We start from the raw sequence: 19,344 nt of genomic DNA, 5'->3' as shown, positions 1-19,344 counted from the left end.
TTTACAAATTTAATTGAATGGAAATGATGTATTGACGAGGCATAGAATAGGTGGAATAGTTAAGTCCACCTGTTGCTACGGCACCTTGCGACCGTGCCCCTGCAATAGTGGCTTCGGGATCTACCGAAGCTGCTGTAAGGCTTAGTGGGTTGTACACGTTCAGTCCGATGTTTACAGCCTTGACAGGTGTCCTGCCCGATGTGAAAGTGTGTGTGTAGCTCAAGGCGATATTCCTTATCTTTAGGAAGTCGGCTTTCTCTACAAAATAATTGGTAAAGTTGAGCCAGCTTTTCTTTTGTGGTTTTCCCATGAGAGCCGCTTGTGGTATGGCATCGTCTTTCAGTCCTTTGGAAAAGCGGAACTGTCGGTCGAACGAATGTACGTACGAGCCTGCTTGGTAGTCGCCACTCATAGTGAACTGCCACGACCGATAATTCACATTTAGCATCATGTTACCATAAAAAATTGGCACCGTGCGTCCTAAATCTTGCATTTGCTGTACTTCCTTCAGAGTACCGTCTTCGTTGAGTATGGCTTTGTTTCCTCGTAAAAATCCTACTGACTTGCCCTCTTCCACCACCGTCTGAATGGTGCTGGGACCAAAGCCTCCTATGGCAAAAGGTATTGCTCCTCCCGTACTCAGCACTTTGTTGTGGCTGGTATTGAACGATGTACGCAGACTTACACGCCAATCTTTGGTACGGATGGGCGTAATGAGAGTGTTGATTTCTACTCCATGGTTAAGGATATCACCGATGTTTGCCAAATAGTTGGCTGCTTGTCCCGAAGATGGGAGCGTGGGAATGCTGAACAGTGCATCGAGTGTACGAGCATGATAGTAGGTGAAGCCAACGGAGCAAAGGTCGTTGAAGAGAGATCCTTCGAAACCTATTTCAAAGGCATGTTTCTTCTCAGGACCTAAGTTGGCATTCCCGTATTGTCCAAATGTGGCGGCTAACTTACCTTGAAAGGAACTGATGTCCACAGTCTTTTGATAGGCAAAGGGTGGTGGGTAACTACCTGCCACTCCATAGTTACAAAACCAGCGCAACGTGGTGAGTATGCGACGACTCACGAGTGAGCGCATGAAAGGCTCATCGGTCATTACGTAAGACAACCCTACCTTTGGGTAAAACTGCCACCTTACATTCTCGCCAAAGGCAGTATTGTAGTCGATGCGAGCACCTAAGTCAAGATAATAGCGATTTAACAATCCAATGTTATCTTGTACGTAAAATCCGTAGCTGTGCAGGTAGCTCATCCATTCGTCAGCTTGTTGTGTTCCTGCTCCCGACATCACTTTTGCTCCGTCGCGTACGTTGGAGCCATTGTAAATAGCTTGATGGTCGTGGTTGTTGAAGTATTGAAATCCAGCAGTAACAATATTACTAATGCCGTGTTCAAAGTATGCCTTGTGTTGTGCGTTCACGTCGGCTGTCAGTCCAAAGTAAGTGCGGTCGAAATTATTGATGCGTCCAGCGTCTGTAGTACCTACAGGCTTTACTTGGGTGTGAACCAAGTACTGGTTGGTTACAATCTCTTTGTTGCCATTGGCACGGTAGTCCAACCCAAAAGTACCCTTTAACGTGAGATTTGACATAGGCTTATAAATAAGCACTTGCGAAGTTTGGAATCGCTTCACTGACTCCTTGTAGTTTTGTAGCGCTTCAGCTTTGTCCACAAAAGCTTTCATTTGTGCAAACTGGTAGTCGTCTACAGCATCGATGTCGGCATTGAAATTGTGCTGTGTGCCGTCGGCAGCTTGGTACTTCATGTTGGCTGCGGCAGCGCCCTCCGTAAACCATAGCCCAGTGTAAAAGCCCTGATTGCCATTGCGACTGCGTCTGTAGTCCTCTGCTACAAAGCCAAACGAGTTTTGATATTCCAAAGTGCGGTGTAATCGCGCATGCGAACCAAAACGTATGTCGTACCTTTTTTGCTCGTTGTTGTTGTGAATAATGATTCCCGTATTACCGCCCATGCTGGCTCCTAAGCTATACCCAAAAGTTTGATTGCCACCCGACAGGGACAGGCGATACCGCTGTTGAAAACCAGTTTGGTTGAGTAATTCGCGAGTTCGTCGAAAGTGATAAAACTGTGTGGTAGGTACGTCGCACCCCATTTCGGCTGTTACAGTGGCTCGGAAGCCTGCTTCGGTACCTTTCTTTGTAAAGATTTGTATCACACCATTGGCAGCATCCGACCCATACAGCGTGGTGGCAGCTCCTCCCGGTACATATTCTATGTGGTCGATGTTCTCAATGGAGATGTCGCTGAGCGTACTCGACGATGCCATCTCGCCCATGGGCATGTCACCAATGGTGTATGGATTGGCTCCATATCCGTGTTTTGAGTAATTAAGGATAGAACCCGTATTGAGGTTGTCGATGCGCACACCGTCTATATATATAATAGGTGTAGAGTTGGCAAAAGCCGATGACAGTCCTCTTGACTTGATGATAGAGGTGGTTCCTGGCTGTCCGTTGGTAAGCGACAGTTGCACATTGGGCAGTGCATTTTGCAGCATTTGGTCGATACGAGTGGCAGGAGTCTTCTGCAGCTCACTTGCTGATACCTTCGTTACTGACGACGACAAGCGGCGACGACGTATGGCGTTGCCTTGTCCTGTTACTACAACCTCATCAAGATTGATGCTATCCAAGAGGTTTTTGTCTTTGTTCTCTATTTTTGTTACACCTGCCAAAGGGTTGATAACTTTGGGCATCATAGACTTTGCATCGGCTGTTTTCGCAAATAGGATGCAAGCCACGAGGCACGCGCTGTGCCATAGGGCAAGTTTTTTCATTGCTGTTAATCCGTTTGTTATTATAAAAAATAATTGTTGTCAAATACAATCTGCTTACCTTATAAAGGTTCAAAAAGCGATGCAAAGTAAACTATTTTTCCACAAATATCAAAAAAATATGGTCCAAATTTGTTTTTACAAAATGATATTTGTTTTCTTTAAAAGTTGAATCAATTATTTTTTTGCCGAGTATCCAATTGAGGGCTTTCATTGAACAAATTTGGTTATTTCGCTTATATATAGACGATTAAGGCTATAACGTTTATTTTTCTCGTTAGGATTTCCTGTAAATCATTGCACAATGGTCAATGATTTTGATATTTCAGACAAAGGTGGCTCTTGGATATGGTGACAGGAATAAACTGCACTACAAGCCGCTGGGACAGGGAAAAACTTAACACACCTCTTGTTATTGTGGATGCAATTACTTCATGAACATCAAGTAAACGGCACAGAGTAGGCAGCCAAATGCAGCAATGTGATTCCAATGCAAGCTTTCGTTTTGAAAGAAAATAGTGGAAAAGACGCCAAACACTGTAAGACTAACAACCTCTTGAATGACTTTGAGTTGTACCAATGAGAAAGGTCCTCCGTTGTCTGCAAAGCCGATACGATTGGCTGGTACTTGGCAACAATATTCCAAGAAAGCCACGCACCATGAGAAGATAACAACAGCAAACAGAGGCCAGTTAGAACTGACCCCTGTTTGTTGTAACTTAAGATGGCCATACCATGCCAAAGTCATAAAGATATTACTACAGATGAGTAATAGAATGGTATAGATACCCGTCATTTTGATTTTTTCAATTGTTCGTCCATACTTGAAGCAGCTCGACGTCCATCGCCCATCGCAAGAATGACAGTAGCTCCACCTCTTACAATGTCACCACCAGCATATACTTCAGGTTTATTAGATTGCATGTTCTCATTCACAACGATGGTGTTCTTTCTGCCCAGTTCCAGTCCTTCGATAGAACGTGGTACGAGTGGGTTAGGACTCACTCCGATAGCAACAACAACCTGATCAACATCTAAAGTGATGGTTTCGCCCTCGATAGGTTCGGGACGGCGACGTCCACTGGCATCAGGCTCACCCAACTGCATGACTTGCAATACAGCTGACTTTACTGCACCCTTTTCATCCGTCAAATATTCAATCGGATTGTGTAAACACATAAAGTGGATACCCTCTTCCTTGGCATGCTTCACCTCTTCTAAACGTGCAGGCATTTCTGCTTCAGAGCGTCTATATACTAAGGTCACATCTGCCCCAAGTCGTTTGGCGGTTCGACATGAGTCCATGGCTGTGTTACCACCGCCAACAACCATTACATGTTTGCCCAAATTGATAGGAGTATCGGATGTAGGATTAGAGGCATCCATCAGGTTCACACGTGTGAGGTATTCGTTGGACGACAGGATGTTGATAGCATTTTCACCAGGAATACCCATGAAATTTGGTAGACCCGCACCCGAACCGACAAATATACCCTTGAAATCAGCATCTTCTAATTCTTGTATCGTAATCGTTTTGCCCACGATGCAATCCGTTTCAAAGTGAACACCCATCTTGCGAAGGTTTTCTATTTCAACGTCTACAATATCATTGGGAAGTCGGAATTCAGGGATACCGTATTTCAATACACCTCCAATTTCATGTAGAGCCTCGAAGACATGTACTTCATAACCATATTTTGCCATGTCGCCAGCAAAACTTAATCCTGCTGGTCCTGAGCCGATAACAGCTACTTTGATGCCATTGGCAGGCTGCAAATCGGGGAGTGAACTCATTCCACTTTCACGTTCATAGTCGGCAGCAAATCGCTCCAAATGACCGATAGCTACAGCAGGTTCTTTCATCTTGAGGTGGATACAACGGCTCTCACACTGCTTTTCCTGTGGGCATACACGTCCACAAACAGCAGGTAGGGCAGAGGTACTCTTCAACACCTTTGCAGCTGCGAGGAATTGTCCACGCTCTATATTTTTGATAAACGAAGGTATGTTGATACTTACAGGGCAGCCTTCAACACAGGTGGGCTTTGCACAATCGAGGCAACGCTTAGCTTCTGTCATTGCCATTTCTTTGGTTAAGCCTCTGTTAACTTCCTCTCTAAGAGTTGTAGCTCTGTACACAGGATCCAATTCTGGCATTTGAACGCGCGAAATAGCGGTGCGTTCTTTTGGTTTCATGGACGCCCGGAGTTCTTTTCTCCATTCTGCATTGCGGTCAGTGAGCACATCTAACTTATCATCGGTTGGCTCTACATCCATCTTTATGTTAGGTTTCGGCTTCACTTGTTTTTGCTCTACCGCTTCCTTGTGTGCCTGCAAACGCTCTAAATCTAAGCGCTCCACGTCCTTGAATGTGCCCATTCGTTTGAACATTTCATCCCAATCTACTAAAGCACCATCAAACTCAGGACCATCAATACAAACAAATTTTGTTTTTCCACCTATGGTGAGACGGCAAGCACCGCACATACCAGTTCCATCAACCATGATGGTGTTAAGAGACACATCAGTAGGGATGTTGTACTTTTGGGTAAGCAAGCAGCAAAATTTCATCATGATAGGAGGGCCTATGGCAAAGGCCTTGTCGACATGCTCTTGCTCTATAAACTTCTCCATACCTACGGTTACCACGCCTTTTTCTCCGTAGCTGCCGTCATCTGTCATGATGATAACTTCGTCAGAATTGGCTCTTACTTCATCTTCCATGATGATAAGATCCTTGCTTCTGCCTGCTAAAACGGACAACACTCTGTTACCTGCCTTCTTTAATGCTTTGATGATGGGCAGCATAGGTGCCACACCAACGCCTCCGCCAGCACAGAGTACGGTTCCAAACTTCTCAATGTGAGTGGCATTTCCTAATGGTCCTACGACGTCAGTCACATAATCGCCCTCGTTGAGCTCACATAATTTGTAGGAAGATTTACCTACCTTTTGTACTACTAATGTGATGGTACCACGTTTTGGGTCGGCATCAGCAATGGTTAAAGGCATGCGCTCTCCGCGTTTTCCTGTTCGTACAATCACGAAATTACCAGCTCTTCGACTCTTTGCAATGAGCGGTGCTTCGATTTCAAACAAGAATACCTTTTCGGAAAATTGTTTTTTACGAATAATTTTATTCATAATCGTTTTTTGTATTAGTAATTTAGGTTATATAATAATCAATTTTTATAGTTTGTTTTATCAGTAGACTACGCTGGCTTGAGATGCGGTATTTACCAATCGAATTGGTAGCCGATGGAAAACACATAAGCAAAATTTGTTCCTTGTAGCTTGGAATTGACCATGTGATAATCATGCTTCCATGCGTCTGCACTTCCCGTATCAGTGACTCCAATATTCCACCTTATATCCAGCACAAAGTTATATAATTCGTATGAAATTGCCACAGGAATGGTCAAATCAAATGTATTTAGCTTTCCTTCCATATTGCGATCAATCATGGTAGGGGCATCAATACTTTCTTGTCTGTTTCTTATACTGATAGCAGGTTGAATGCCTGTTTTTAATGCGAAACCTTTGAAGATATACCAATTGGCTGTGATAGGGAAGGCGATATAATCGTGCTTCCAAACAAACCTATCTTTGCCAGAACTATTATAAATACCTCCCATAGGGGCATAGTTTACGCCTCCGCTGACAGATAGGTGCTTAAAATATCTTTTTTCGATATCCACACCAGCCATGACACTTTTTCTAAAGTCAAGGTCTCCGTTAAACATACTTGCAAAGCTGTAGCCAACATAAGGCTTGAAGGTCATTCCGCCCACCTTATGTTGTGCTACACTGTGGATTGAAAGAAATAAGAAAAGAAAAGTATAAATATATTTACACTTCATTATTCTACTTATTTTTAGAAGTTCTGGTCATCAATCATTTCAAAACCGCAATAGGGTACCAAGGCTTTAGGCACACGGATACCATTGGGTGTTTGATTGTTTTCAAGGATGCTTGCAACGATGCGTGGCAATGCGAGTGCAGAGCCATTGAGTGTATGGCAAAGTTCAATTTTACCATCGTCCGTGTGGCGGTAACGGCATTTCAAGCGATTGGCTTGGTAAGTCTCAAAGTTAGAAACAGACGAAACTTCAAGCCATCTCTTTTGTGCGGCACTCCAAACTTCAAAATCGTAACATATAGAAGAGGTGAAGCTCATATCACCGCCACAAAGTTTCAAGATATGATAGGGGAGTTCTAACTTTTGGCACAAGCCTTCCACATGATTCAGCATTTCTTGAAGAGATTGATAAGAGTGTTCTGGGCGATCGATCCGCACGAGTTCTACTTTATCGAATTGGTGTAAACGGTTAAGTCCGCGCACATCTTTACCGTAAGAGCCTGCCTCGCGACGGAAACATGCAGAGTATGCACAACGCTTAATGGGCAAATCTTTCTCGTCTAAAATCACATCACGGAAAATATTGGTAACAGGAACCTCAGCTGTAGGAATCAAATATAAATCATCCAATTGCACGTGATACATTTGCCCCTCTTTGTCTGGTAATTGTCCTGTTCCATATCCTGAAGCCTGATTAACCACAAAAGGAGGTTGAACTTCGAGATATCCTGATTTGCGAGCTTCTTCCAAGAAGAAAGCCTCTAAGGCTCGTTGGAAACGCGCCATCTTACCTATATATATGGGAAAACCTGCTCCAGTAATCTTAACGCCTAAATCAAAATCGATAAGATTGTATTTTTTGCACAAATCCCAATGGCACAATGCGTCGTCTGGTAAATCAGGAATGACACCTCCTTCTTTAACAACGACATTATCAGAGGCATCTTTTCCTTCTGGAACGTCAGCATTTGGAATATTAGGAATCGTACATAACAATTCGGTTAATTCGTGTTCTGCCGTTTCCATTGCATCTTGAAGAGACTTTGCTTCCTTCTTTAAGTCTGCCACTTGAGCTTTTATCTCATTGGCCTCGTCCATCTTCTTATCTTTCATCAGCCCTCCAATCTTTTTAGAAAGCTGGTTTGCTTCTTGCTTATTCTTGTCAAGTTTCTGTTGTGATTCCCGACGCTTTTTATCGATGTCCAGTGCTTGAGCAATGGTCTCTTTCGCGTTTTCAAAGTGTTTCTTTTCTAATCCTTTTACCACGCGTTCAGTTTCTTCACTGATGAGTTTAAGTGTAAGCATATCTATTTTGTTTTAAATATTTCGTTCTGTTCACAAAGTTACTATTTTTAATTGAATCCAGTACATTGAATGGAGATATTTTAGTAGTTTGTCAAAGTGTTTTTCATTTTAAGTCAAGTTTCTGTACTACTGATGGTTGTTTGAGAAGATATGAATAAAAGTTTGTTTCATAATGCAAGAATCCCAATCCTCTGTAGAGAATTGGGAATCCTGTTGTTTGTTTGGAATAAGTTTGAAAATTGTTAAGCTTCTGCTTTTTTCATTTTTTCTGCGTAAGCTTCTTCTGAAAGAACAGAAACGGTACTCTTGTCTTTACGACCTTTTTGGAAGTAAACGATACCATCACTTAAAGCATATAGTGTATCGTCTTTGCCCATTCCTACATTCTGTCCTGGGTTATGCTTAGAGCCACGCTGACGAACAATGATGTTGCCTGCGATGACACTCTGACCACCCCAAATCTTTACGCCTAATCTTTTCGATTCTGAATCACGGCCGTTCTTAGAACTACCTACACCTTTCTTATGTGCCATTGTTGAATTCCTCCTAAAATTTAAGCGATTACTTGTTTAACTTCTACTTCGGTGAACTGCTCGCGATGACCATTCTTCTTACGATAGTCTTTGCGACGCTTCATCTTGAAAACGATGACTTTGTCACCTTTCACAAGAGGGTTCACAACTTCTACTACTACTTTTGCACCTTCTACTGTAGGTGCGCCGACAGAGATTGCTCCTTCATTGTCTACCAAGAGCACTTTGTCGAACTCAACAGTTTTGCCAGCTTCAACATCTTTCATGTGATGAACAAAGAGCTTTTTGCCCTGTTCTGCCTTAAACTGCTGACCGTTAATTTCTACGATTGCGTACATTATTAATTAATTATAAACGGGTTTCTCCGCAAGGCGACTGATATGTCACAGTACTTCTTATTGCCAAAACGGACTAAATCGGTTGCAAAATTAATCATTTTTATTGAGTTATGGTACTCTTTATACAAAAAGAGAGTGCCTTTTTAAGAGACATTAACGAACGAATCCCTCTTTTGATGTAATTTCTGACAAAACTATCTGTCACAAACTTGAAAAAATACTATTACTGGATTCCATAAAATAGCACTTATAGTGTTAAGACTTCTGTAAAGTAGGAATCGAATAGTTTGTGAATATGACTCGGTTCATCTTCAAAGATTCCATAAATTGCACTGCCACTACCTGACATGGATGCATAAATGGCACCTTGCTGATAAAGCTGCTCTTTGATAGCTTTCAACTCGGTAAATTCTTGGAAGACAGGTGTTTCAAAATCGTTGAACAATTCATCTTTCCAGTATTTTATCGGTTTTTGAATGATATCTTTGCACGATACAGACGGTTTCTTGACATTGATTTGCTGATAAGCTCTTTGGGTAGAAATAGCAATGTCGGGCTTGATAAGTGCAAGTTTGTATCCTTTGAGCAGGTGCGATGAGTTTGATATAGGTTCTAAAATGTCACCAATACCAGAGGCAAAGCAAGGCTCAGACTTGATAAAAAATGCACAATCAGCGCCAAGGCGAGCTGCATATTCTTTCAACTTGTCAACTGTTAAGTTCAAAGAGAATTGTTCATTCAGCAACTTCAGCATATATGCCGCATCACTGGAGCCTCCTCCCAATCCTGCTTGTGTTGGAATTTGCTTGCATAAGTGGATATGGATTTTAGGTAAATCAAAATCGTTAGCCAGCAATTTATAGGCCTTAACAACCAAGTTGTCTTCGTCTTTGCCTGGTATGAAATTGCCCGTTATCTTGATATCACATCGAGTGTCAGACGGAAACTCGTCATCCATAGGAGTTATCTCGAGGGCATCATGAAGTGGGATAGGGTAGAAAACGGTCTCAATGTCATGATATCCATTCTCCCGAATACCCACTACTTGAAGTCCTAAATTTATCTTAGCACATGGAAATACCACCATATTCTTTTATTTGTTTTATTGCTTATAAGCGCGCATCTTCGTGATACAGTTACTTTTTACTCATCGTGTGACACGAATCTTCCACTCCTTTTTTCACCTTTTCTACATACGCATCAATCACTGCTACTGCTGTAATATTCACGATATCACGAACAGAACACTCGAAATCCGTGAAGTGAATTGGTTTTTTCAGTCCCATTTGGATAGGACCGATGATTTCGGTATCGGTGTCTAAGGCTTGTAGAAGTTTATAACTTCCATTCGCACTGCTTATATTTGGAAACACTAATGTATTGACCTCTTTTCCTTTCAAACGAGTAAAGGGGAACTTATCATCGCGCAATTTGCGATTCATGGCAAAGTTAACCTGCATTTCTCCATCCACGACTAAATCAGGATAGTCGGCTTGGAGTTTTTGTACCGCAGCATGAACTTCATGTGGACTTCCTGTTGTATCGGAGCCGAAGTTAGAATAACTAATCATAGCCATGACAGGATCATCATTGAAAAATTTAACCGAATGAGCACTTAGACGAGCAATATCGTATAATACTTTTTCGTTAGGATGTCTATTGATGAGAGTATCAGCAATGTAAAAAATTCCTTTTTGCGTATCTAAAATATGCATAGTACCAAAGGTATCGTAACCAGGACGAATCCCGATAACTTCTTTGGCTACTTTAATCGTATTCGAATACTTTGTATAAAGCCCTGTAATAAAAGCGTCTGCATCTCCATGTTCCACCATCGACATACCAAAATAGTTGCGCTCGTACATCTTGTCATACGCCTCGTCAAACGTATATCCTTGTCTTTCGCACTTTTCTGCCAAGTGTTTAGCGAAGGCAGCTCGTCTGCCTTGCTCTTGATCAGCGCGCATATCAACGATTTCGACGCCTTTTAAATCAATCTTAAGTCTGTTGGCTAATCTACTTACACGGTCGGGATTACCTAATAAGATAGGATGACAGATTCCCTCCTGCATCGCCTGAAAGGCGGCTTTCATCATAGTAGGATGCTCTCCCTCAGCAAATACGACACGTTGTGGATGTCGCACAGCGGTAGCATGAAGCTTTCTTGTGAACTTAGATTCTTGTCCAAGCAGCTGCTTGAGCGATTCCCTATATGCGCCCCAGTCTTCTATTGGTGTTCTTGCCACTCCGCTTTTTACTGCAGCCTTCGCTACTGCAACACTGACTTCTGTAATGAGTCGTGGGTCGATAGGTTTAGGAATAAAGTATGCAGGACCGAAAACTAAGTCATTGATGTGATACACTTCATTCACTACATCAGGGATGGGTTGCTTTGCTAAGTCTGCTATTGCCTGAACAGCAGCCATTTTCATCTCTTCGTTAATGGCTTTTGCATGGACATCCAACGCTCCTCTAAAGATATAAGGAAATCCGATGACATTGTTAATTTGGTTGGGATAGTCACTTCGCCCTGTGGACATTATCACGTCAGGTCTGCTCTCTATGGCTTCTTCATAGCTTATTTCTGGAATAGGATTTGCCAAAGCAAAGACAATAGGGCGATCCGCCATGGAGCGTATCATGTCTTTTGTGAGTACCTTCCCTTTCGAGAGACCCACAAAAACGTCTGCACCTTTAATCGCTTCCTGTAGTGTGTGTATGTCGGTGCGAGTGGTAGCAAAAGCTGCTTTTTGTGGATTTAGGTCCTCTCTGTCTACTGTTATTACCCCATGAGAGTCTAACATCACAATATTTTCTTTCTGTATACCGAGTGCCATATACAGGTTGGTACAACTGATAGCTGCTGCTCCAGCGCCATTGATAACGAGTTTTGCCGTTTTCACATCCTTGCCCGCTACCTCCAAAGCATTCTTTAGACCTGCTGCAGAAATGATAGCTGTGCCATGTTGGTCATCGTGCATCACTGGAATATCCAATGTATTCTTTAATCTTTGTTCGATATAGAAACATTCTGGGGCTTTGATATCCTCTAAGTTGATGCCACCAAAAGTGGGCGCAATGCGTTCTACCGTTTCACAAAACTTTTCAGGGTCTTTCTCATCCAATTCGATATCAAACACATCAATCCCACCATAAATCTTAAACAGCAAGCCTTTTCCTTCCATAACAGGCTTACCACTAATGGCTCCAATGTCGCCAAGACCTAAGACGGCAGTACCATTGGAAATCACTGCCACTAAGTTTCCTTTGTCGGTGTATCGGTATGCATCGTTGGGATTGCTTTGTATTTCTAAGCAGGGGTATGCCACTCCTGGCGAATAAGCCAAACTCAAGTCTGTCTGTGTGCGATAAGGTTTAGTTGGCTTCACTTCTATTTTTCCAGGGCGTTCACCCTCATGATAAGCCAAAGCGGCTTCTTTTGTAATTTTAACCATAAAGTTTGATTCCTAATGAAACAAATGAGGTTCATTGAAGAGATGAACGACTAACGCATTTTCTCCATATCACTGAACCTATTATATATTGAACTTATAACATTCAAGCAAAGTTAGTAAAATTCCATGAATACTGGGTGTGGTTTATTGTTTTTTTTGAAACTTTCCTTAGAAGGAAAAAGTACTTTTTTTATCTCATTGGCTTATAATTCGGAAAATTTATCTAATTTTGCTTGATAATCATTGGTCACTATGCGTAAAAATAATAGTCAAAATTCTTACAGACAAGAGTTGCGTGAGCGTATCTTAGCTACGGCTATGAATGAATTTTATACCAAAGGTATCAAAGCCGTTAAGATGGATGATATTGCCAAACGCCTCTCCATATCAAAACGCACGCTGTATGAGATTTATCAGAACAAGGAAGAATTGTTGTTAGAAGGGATGAAGGCTGCCGAAGCAGAATTTGATGCACACATGAAAGTCTTTTCTTTCCAACAAAGCAACAATGTAATGGATATTCTGATTGAGTTTTATCATTACCAAGTCACCAAATTAGCTAAAATAACGCCTGCGTATTATGAAGATCTCCACAAGTATTCATTGATTACGGAGTATCTGCATTCCAAACAGAGCGAAAGAGATAAAAACGCCTCACTATTTATCAAAAAAGGTATTCAAGAAGGATTTTTCAGAGCAGACATCAACTATTCGATAGTAACACAGATTGCTCGTGAATCTGTACATTATGCCATGATGAATCAACTGTACAAGGAGCACTCCATTCAAGAAGTGTTTAGTAACATTATCTTGCTGTTCATCAGAGGCATTTGCACATTGAAAGGGCTGCAGAGGTTAGAAGATTTGTCTTAAACTCCTGTTTTTCACGGCGCATACCGTAAATGCTCAGTACTTCGGTGCATAGTCCTCAACCCTCTTGGTTCTTTCCCATGTACTGCTTCGTCATCATATCATAATACAATGACTCTAATTCTGCAACACTGAGTTGCGAAATGCTGTACTCGATGTTTCTAATCAGTTCTTCTCTTCGGAGCTCTTGATCTTGTTCAAATCGTTGAAACTTTGTCATTTTTGAGGATTCATTATAGGAGGGTGGTGCAAGTTTTTTATTTTCGCATCCTGCTCTTTCTTTCATATCAAGATTTATAGTCGTTGAATTTGTTTGACACCTTTCACCGTCTCCAGTTTTTTTACCAAGGCATCCAACTTGGAAACATCGTCCACCTGAATGGACAGATTTCCACTAAACAATCCATCATGTGAGTCAATATTGATAGAGCGCATCAGAATCTTCTCTTCCTTGGCAATGATGCTGGTAATGTTGTTCACAATTCCAATGTCATCGTTGCCAATAATTTTTAATGTGATGGTGTACAACGAACTTCCTTGTCCGCTCCAACGTGCTTTTACAATACGATAGCCAAAACGCTTTCGAAGTTCAGGGGCATTGGGGCAGTCTTTGCGATGAATCTTGATACCACCACTCACCGTGACAAAGCCAAAAACGGCATCACCATAGATAGGATGGCAGCATGGTGCCAATGAATATTCCACACCTTTCAAGTTCCTGTCAATCACCAAGACATCATCATTCGAAGAATGTGATTGAGCGTCGGGTTTTTCAAGATTGAAATCTTCAGCGCTTTGTGCGGGTCTTGTCGAGATGCTATTGAGTTCTTTGTCTCTAAGGTCAATATATTGATCGATGATGTCGTTAACATCCAGTTTTTCGTCTGCAATTTGCTTGTAAAACTCGGACACCTCCTTGAACCCCATTTTCTTCACCAAATGGCTCATGATGGCTTCGTCCAAATCCACCTTCTTATTCTTAAATCGACGCTCTAACAGTTCTTTTGCATAGAGTCCGTCTTTGGCTTGCGTCTCCTTCAAAGCCAACCGAATCTTCGACTTTGCCCTACTTGTCTTGGCAATATGGAGCCAGTTGGGATTAGGCTTTTGGTTGTTTTGAGTGATAATCTCCACCGTATCGCCCGATTTCAACTGTTCTCGGATAGACACATTCTTGTCGTTAATCCTCGCACCCACGCAGGTGCTGCCTATTCTGGAGTGGATATAATAAGCAAAGTCTAACACCGTAGCCCCTTTGGGAAACTTCTTGATTTCGCCTTTGGGGGTAAAGACATACACTTCGTCTTCGTATAAATCCAACTTAAACTGGTCCATCACCTGCAAGTCGTCGCCAGCTTCCAAGGCTGTGCGAATCCCTGCAAGCCATTCGTCCACATTTCCTTGGCTCTTTATCCCTTTATACCGCCAGTGTGCTGCCAGTCCTCGTTCGGCAATTTCGTCCATCCTTTCTGTTCTAATCTGAACTTCTACCCATTTGTTTTGTGGTCCCAGCACGGTGATATGCAGACTTTCATAGCCATTTGACTTTGGCACTGAGAGCCAATCGCGCAAGCGTTTGGGGTTGGGTTGGTACATGTCTGTAATGATGGAGTAGGTTTGCCAACATTGCATCTTCTCTTTTTCTAAAGGTGAGTCCAAGATGATGCGAATAGCAAATAGGTCATAGATACCTTCAAAGCCACACTTCTGTTTTTTCATCTTCTGCCAAATCGAGTGAATACTCTTGGTGCGTCCCTTCATGTGGAATTTCAGTCCCGCACTCGTTAGCTTCTTCTCAATGGGTTCAATGAAGGTGGCGATGTATTTGTCACGTGCCTGTTTTGTGGCATTGAGCTTCTCCTTGATAAGGTAGTAAGCGTCATGCTCCAAATACTTCAAACTCAAATCCTCTAACTCACTCTTCAGTTGGTACAGTCCCAGCTTATGAGCCAAAGGCGCATACAGATAGCTTGCCTCCTCACTCACCTGATGTTTGGCGTCTATGTTTGACGCATCTCGTATTTGACGCATGAGGTTCACACGATCGGCAATCATTATCAAGATGACACGCATGTCCTCGGCAAAGGACAACAACAAGTTTCTGAAGTTCTCGCTTTCAATCACAGGGTTCTTGCGGTATAGCTCATCTATTTTCACCAGACCGTGAATGATGTGCGCAACCGTGTCTCCATATTTCGCTCCCACCTCTTCTATAGTCAAAATGCCATTGACAACACTCTGATGAAGTAAAATGGCAATCACGCCATCGCGTTTCAATCCTATTTCTTGAACAGCGATTTCGGCTGTCTGTAAGGCGTTCAAAAGGGGGTTAAGCCCAAAGACATCACGGTCTACTTGTCCGTTTTCAACACATGCCTTAAGGTGTTCTCTGATATTTTCCTCATCATTATCCTGAAACGATTCACCAATTGATTGATGAATACGTTTGAAAATATCCAAATATTCTTGTCGTTCCGTATCCGTAAACTCGAATTTCTTGCTCATATCCCAATCTTTCTGTTGCCACAAAGATAATATTTTTTCTCCCAAACAACTCTGTTTTTCACAAAAAGTAGTTATCTTTGTCTCAATATTCAACGAACGTAAACTCGTGCGATGAACAAGTCTTTTTAATTCAAGTTCTTATGACACAGCAAGATTTACAACAAATCTCTCAACGTGGTATGACGGAAGAGCAAGTCAACCAGCAGTTGGAAAATATTAAAAATGGGTTCCCCTTCTTGGAATTACAGGCAGCGGCAAGTACAGAACATGGCATCATGGTTGCCGATGAGCTTCAGAAGAAGCATTACGTTGAGCTGTGGAACCAATACAAACAGGGCAATCACAGGATTGTGAAGTTTGTTCCTGCCTCTGGTGCAGCCAGTCGCATGTTCAAGGATTTGTATGCTTTTTTACATGCCAGTTATGACGTTCCCACTACCGACTTTGAAAAAGAGTTCTTTGGCAACATCAAGAAATTTGCGTTTAGTGAAGAGTTAACCGAAAAATGTGAAGAGAACGAAGGGCAGAAGATGACCAAGCTAATGGCACAAGGCAAATATAAAAAGGTAGTTGAGAATTTGGTGGAGCCAAAAGGACTCAATTACGGACAGTTGCCAAAAGGGCTTTTGCTGTTTCATTATTACGAGGACGACGCCCGCACCCCAATGGAGGAACATTTGGTAGAGGCTGCGCTATATACGAGTTGTCACGGAGAGGCTTACATCCACTTTACCGTTTCGCACCAGCACCTCGACCTCTTTAAGAAACGTGTAGCAGAAGTAGTGAACAGATTTTCAAAGCGATATAAAGTTCAATATCATATTTCATTTTCAGAACAAAAGCCAAGTACCGACACCATTGCCACCAATATGGACAACACGCCATTTAGAAATGAAGACGGTTCGCTGCTATTCAGACCCGGTGGGCATGGCGCATTGATTCAGAACCTCAATGATATTGAAGCAGATGTCATCTTTATTAAAAACATTGATAATGTAGTGCCCGATCGGTTAAAGACGGATACGGTGACCAACAAACAACTCTTGGGAGGTATTTTGATAGAGGTTCAAGAACAATGTTTCCATTATCTCAATATGTTGGAAAAGGGAAAGTACACACACGATCAACTGGAAGATGCAATCCGATTTGTTCAGCGTGACCTTACATGTAGAAATCCTCGTCTGAAATATATGGAAGACGAAGAGTTGATACCTTATTTGAAAGCCAAACTCAACCGTCCTTTGCGTGTTTGTGGAGTGGTTAGAAATGTGGGCGAGCCTGGAGGTGGACCTTTTATTGTTATAGGTAAAGATAAAGCAACCAGTCCACAAATCTTGGAATCGAGCCAAATTGACAAGTCTAACAAAGAGTATGTTCGGATGTTTGAGCATAGTACACACTTCAATCCCGTTGATTTGGTTTGTGCTGTGAAAGATAGCAAAGGGCAGCCTTTCAATCTTCCCGACTATGTAGACCCTGAAACTGGTTTCGTTTCTTGTAAGAGCAAGGATGGGAAGGAGTTGAAGGCATTGGAACTGCCGGGTTTATGGAACGGTGCCATGAGCAACTGGAATACCGTCTTTGTAGAGGTACCACTGACTACTTTCAATCCTGTAAAGACCGTCAACGACCTTCTTAGAGAGCAACATCAACCTTAAAGAGAACACGCAGGAAAGCATCTTTTTTGAAAAGAAACGTGTTTATCAAAAAGCTTGTGTAAGCATTAAGAAAAGAAAAAGCGCTGCTTTTTTCATGTTAATTAGAGGGAATGAACAGAAAAGTGGGAGTGAATGAGCAACATGAACTACCCACTTTTTCTTGAGCTCAACTCTCCATTTGGTAGCTCAAGGTTCTGTCAAGCACTTTTTCTCATTTCGTTTCTTTCCATTTTCACATTTTCACAACCCTATAGAGAAGTGTAGATTGTTATAATTTTTCACGATACGCATACTTATAAAATATTTAACAATCCGTTTATTTTGCGCATATTTCCGTACAAACGTGAATATAATCACAAATTTGCGAATTTTATATTTTCCTCATTCACAAGCACTTTTATTCCAACGAGCAATGACGTTTTACTTTAACTCAATGAGTTAACCTCCTTAAGTCATGGAGTTAACCATGCTGAAGCATGTGTTTTCCATGCTTGTCTACATGTTTTACAAGGCTTAACTCAATGCTTCAATGCGCACCTTGTCATGATTTTGGACTTTTACCATGTTTCGAGGAGTCATCGAGTTGCTATTTTCAACTTTTTGAAATAGTAATTATATTGACAAAACTTCCTTATTTTTGTCGTATTTTGTCAGTTTAATTCATACTTAAAACGCAATTTTAGCATCTTGAAAACAAGTAAAAAAAAGCAACTCAACGTTTCATCCAGCGCACTTATTTTGCGTGCGCCACATGCCTTTGAACATCCTCCGCATTGTTGCGAAACTGCCACTTATAGTGCGTTTCTTTGAGAATATGGCAGATAGTTGCGTATAAAAGTTCTTAAAATCAATAGAGACAGTCATAAAATTATTATAAATAAACTCATATCTTTCGCTTCTATCTCATTATTATTGTATTTTTGTGCTTGGTTTTATAAATTGAATAACAACACTATTATGGCAGAAGCTATTGATATTCGTGAGTTAAATATCCGAATCGAACAACAGAGTGGGTTCGTTACCAACTTGGTTCAAGGAATGGATCAAGTAATTATAGGTCAAAAACATTTAGTAGATTCATTGCTCATCGCTTTGTTGAGTGATGGTCATATACTTTTAGAAGGTGTGCCAGGCTTGGCAAAAACACTGGCAATCAAAACGCTGTCTCAGCTCATTGATGCCGACTACCGCCGTATTCAGTTCACGCCAGACCTGTTGCCTGCCGATGTTATCGGAACTTTGATTTACTCGCAAAAAGAAGAAAGATTCCAAGTAAAGAAAGGACCTGTGTTCGCCAACTTTGTTTTGGCAGACGAAATTAACCGTGCGCCAGCCAAAGTTCAGAGCGCACTCTTAGAGGCAATGCAAGAACACCAAGTAACAATTGGAGAAAATACATACAAATTGCCCCATCCATTCATGGTCATGGCGACGCAAAACCCCATTGAGCAAGAGGGTACTTACCAACTTCCAGAGGCTCAGGTGGACCGTTTCATGTTGAAAGTGGTGCTGGACTATCCTACATTGGAAGAGGAGAAGCTCATTGTGAAGGAGAATATTCAAGGCGGACTGCCCCAAGTAAAGCCAGTGACTACCGCTGAAGAAATATTAAAAGCAAGAACCATCGTCAACGAGGTTTATATCGACGAAAAAATAGCTCAATATATTGCGGATATTGTTTTTGCCACTCGATACCCTGAACGATATGAGCTACCCGAACTGAAGAATATGATTACTTTCGGTGGTTCGCCACGTGCTTCTATCAATTTGGCAAAAGCAGCGCGCACTTATGCTTTCATCAAGCATCGCGGATATGTGATTCCTGAAGACGTGAGAGCTGTGGTTCACGATGTATTGAGGCATCGTATAGGATTGTCCTATGAGGCAGAAGCCAGCAATCTGACCTCTGAGGAAATCGTATCGAAAATTATCAATAAAGTAGAAGTTCCTTAAGCGTTGGATAACGAAAGACAGGCTTGAGAGAAGTAGACAAGGCATGACAGCAGGAGTAGCACAAC

At 41.9% G+C, this 19,344-nt stretch carries 14 protein-coding genes; 3 read left to right on the top strand and 11 right to left on the bottom strand.

The features are described 5' to 3' along the window. Nucleotide 1: 1 nt before the first annotated feature. From HMPREF9304_RS05075 to HMPREF9304_RS05030, 9 genes are all read right to left on the bottom strand, one after another. Nucleotides 2-2,725 carry a TonB-dependent receptor domain-containing protein gene (locus HMPREF9304_RS05075; RefSeq protein ID WP_036927059.1) on the bottom strand — a complete coding sequence of 908 codons (2,724 nt, stop codon included), beginning with the start codon at nucleotides 2,723-2,725 and terminating at the stop codon, nucleotides 2-4. A gap of 505 nt (nucleotides 2,726-3,230) precedes the next feature. After that, the gene (locus HMPREF9304_RS05065; RefSeq protein ID WP_008121840.1) at nucleotides 3,231-3,599 is read right to left on the bottom strand and encodes a DMT family protein; all 369 of its coding nucleotides are present in this window, start codon (nucleotides 3,597-3,599) and stop codon (nucleotides 3,231-3,233) included. Continuing rightward, on the bottom strand, nucleotides 3,596-5,947 hold the full coding sequence (locus HMPREF9304_RS05060; protein WP_036927028.1) for a bifunctional dihydroorotate dehydrogenase B NAD binding subunit/NADPH-dependent glutamate synthase: 2,352 nt from the start codon (nucleotides 5,945-5,947) through the stop codon (nucleotides 3,596-3,598). Before HMPREF9304_RS05060 ends, HMPREF9304_RS05065 begins: the two co-directional genes overlap by 4 nt. 92 nt (nucleotides 5,948-6,039) lie before the next feature. Then, nucleotides 6,040-6,663 (bottom strand): outer membrane beta-barrel protein, encoded by a 624-nt coding sequence (locus HMPREF9304_RS13790; RefSeq protein ID WP_156104765.1) that lies wholly within the window; start codon nucleotides 6,661-6,663, stop codon nucleotides 6,040-6,042. Nucleotides 6,664-6,677: 14 nt separating this feature from the next. Beyond that, nucleotides 6,678-7,967, bottom strand: coding sequence for a serine--tRNA ligase (serS, locus tag HMPREF9304_RS05050; protein WP_036927027.1), 1,290 nt, complete (start codon nucleotides 7,965-7,967; stop codon nucleotides 6,678-6,680). A 242-nt stretch (nucleotides 7,968-8,209) separates the two neighbouring features. Then, complete coding sequence (rpmA, locus tag HMPREF9304_RS05045) at nucleotides 8,210-8,500, bottom strand: 50S ribosomal protein L27 (protein WP_008121848.1); 291 nt, start codon at nucleotides 8,498-8,500, stop codon at nucleotides 8,210-8,212. A 20-nt stretch (nucleotides 8,501-8,520) separates the two neighbouring features. Further along, complete coding sequence (rplU, locus tag HMPREF9304_RS05040) at nucleotides 8,521-8,838, bottom strand: 50S ribosomal protein L21 (protein ID WP_008121852.1); 318 nt, start codon at nucleotides 8,836-8,838, stop codon at nucleotides 8,521-8,523. Nucleotides 8,839-9,085: 247 nt separating this feature from the next. Next, entirely contained in the window at nucleotides 9,086-9,925 is an 840-nt protein-coding gene (gene ispE / locus HMPREF9304_RS05035; protein WP_036927025.1) for a 4-(cytidine 5'-diphospho)-2-C-methyl-D-erythritol kinase, read from the bottom strand. A gap of 49 nt (nucleotides 9,926-9,974) precedes the next feature. Further along, nucleotides 9,975-12,293 (bottom strand): NADP-dependent malic enzyme, encoded by a 2,319-nt coding sequence (locus HMPREF9304_RS05030; RefSeq protein WP_036927023.1) that lies wholly within the window; start codon nucleotides 12,291-12,293, stop codon nucleotides 9,975-9,977. A 252-nt stretch (nucleotides 12,294-12,545) separates the two neighbouring features. On the opposite strand from HMPREF9304_RS05030, the gene HMPREF9304_RS05025 reads away from it, so the two are divergent. After that, a complete protein-coding gene (locus HMPREF9304_RS05025) occupies nucleotides 12,546-13,166 on the top strand; it encodes a TetR/AcrR family transcriptional regulator (protein WP_036927021.1) in 621 nt (206 codons plus the stop codon). Between the two features lie 55 nt (nucleotides 13,167-13,221). Here HMPREF9304_RS05025 and HMPREF9304_RS14640 read toward each other — a convergent pair whose 3' ends face one another. After that, nucleotides 13,222-13,383 (bottom strand): hypothetical protein, encoded by a 162-nt coding sequence (locus HMPREF9304_RS14640; protein WP_197061643.1) that lies wholly within the window; start codon nucleotides 13,381-13,383, stop codon nucleotides 13,222-13,224. A 74-nt stretch (nucleotides 13,384-13,457) separates the two neighbouring features. After that, nucleotides 13,458-15,668 (bottom strand): RelA/SpoT family protein, encoded by a 2,211-nt coding sequence (locus tag HMPREF9304_RS05020; RefSeq protein WP_036927055.1) that lies wholly within the window; start codon nucleotides 15,666-15,668, stop codon nucleotides 13,458-13,460. Nucleotides 15,669-15,808: 140 nt separating this feature from the next. On the opposite strand from HMPREF9304_RS05020, the gene HMPREF9304_RS05015 reads away from it, so the two are divergent. After that, nucleotides 15,809-17,326 carry a DUF4301 family protein gene (locus HMPREF9304_RS05015; RefSeq protein WP_036927019.1) on the top strand — a complete coding sequence of 506 codons (1,518 nt, stop codon included), beginning with the start codon at nucleotides 15,809-15,811 and terminating at the stop codon, nucleotides 17,324-17,326. A gap of 957 nt (nucleotides 17,327-18,283) precedes the next feature. Then, nucleotides 18,284-19,279 (top strand): AAA family ATPase, encoded by a 996-nt coding sequence (locus HMPREF9304_RS05010; RefSeq protein ID WP_008121869.1) that lies wholly within the window; start codon nucleotides 18,284-18,286, stop codon nucleotides 19,277-19,279. The last annotated feature ends 65 nt before the right edge of the window (nucleotides 19,280-19,344 follow it).

Origin of the sequence: Hoylesella timonensis S9-PR14 (assembly GCF_000762405.1) — a bacterium.
Taxonomy (GTDB): Bacteria; Bacteroidota; Bacteroidia; order Bacteroidales; family Bacteroidaceae; genus Prevotella; species Prevotella timonensis_A.
This window is presented reverse-complemented; position numbering and strand designations above follow the sequence as displayed.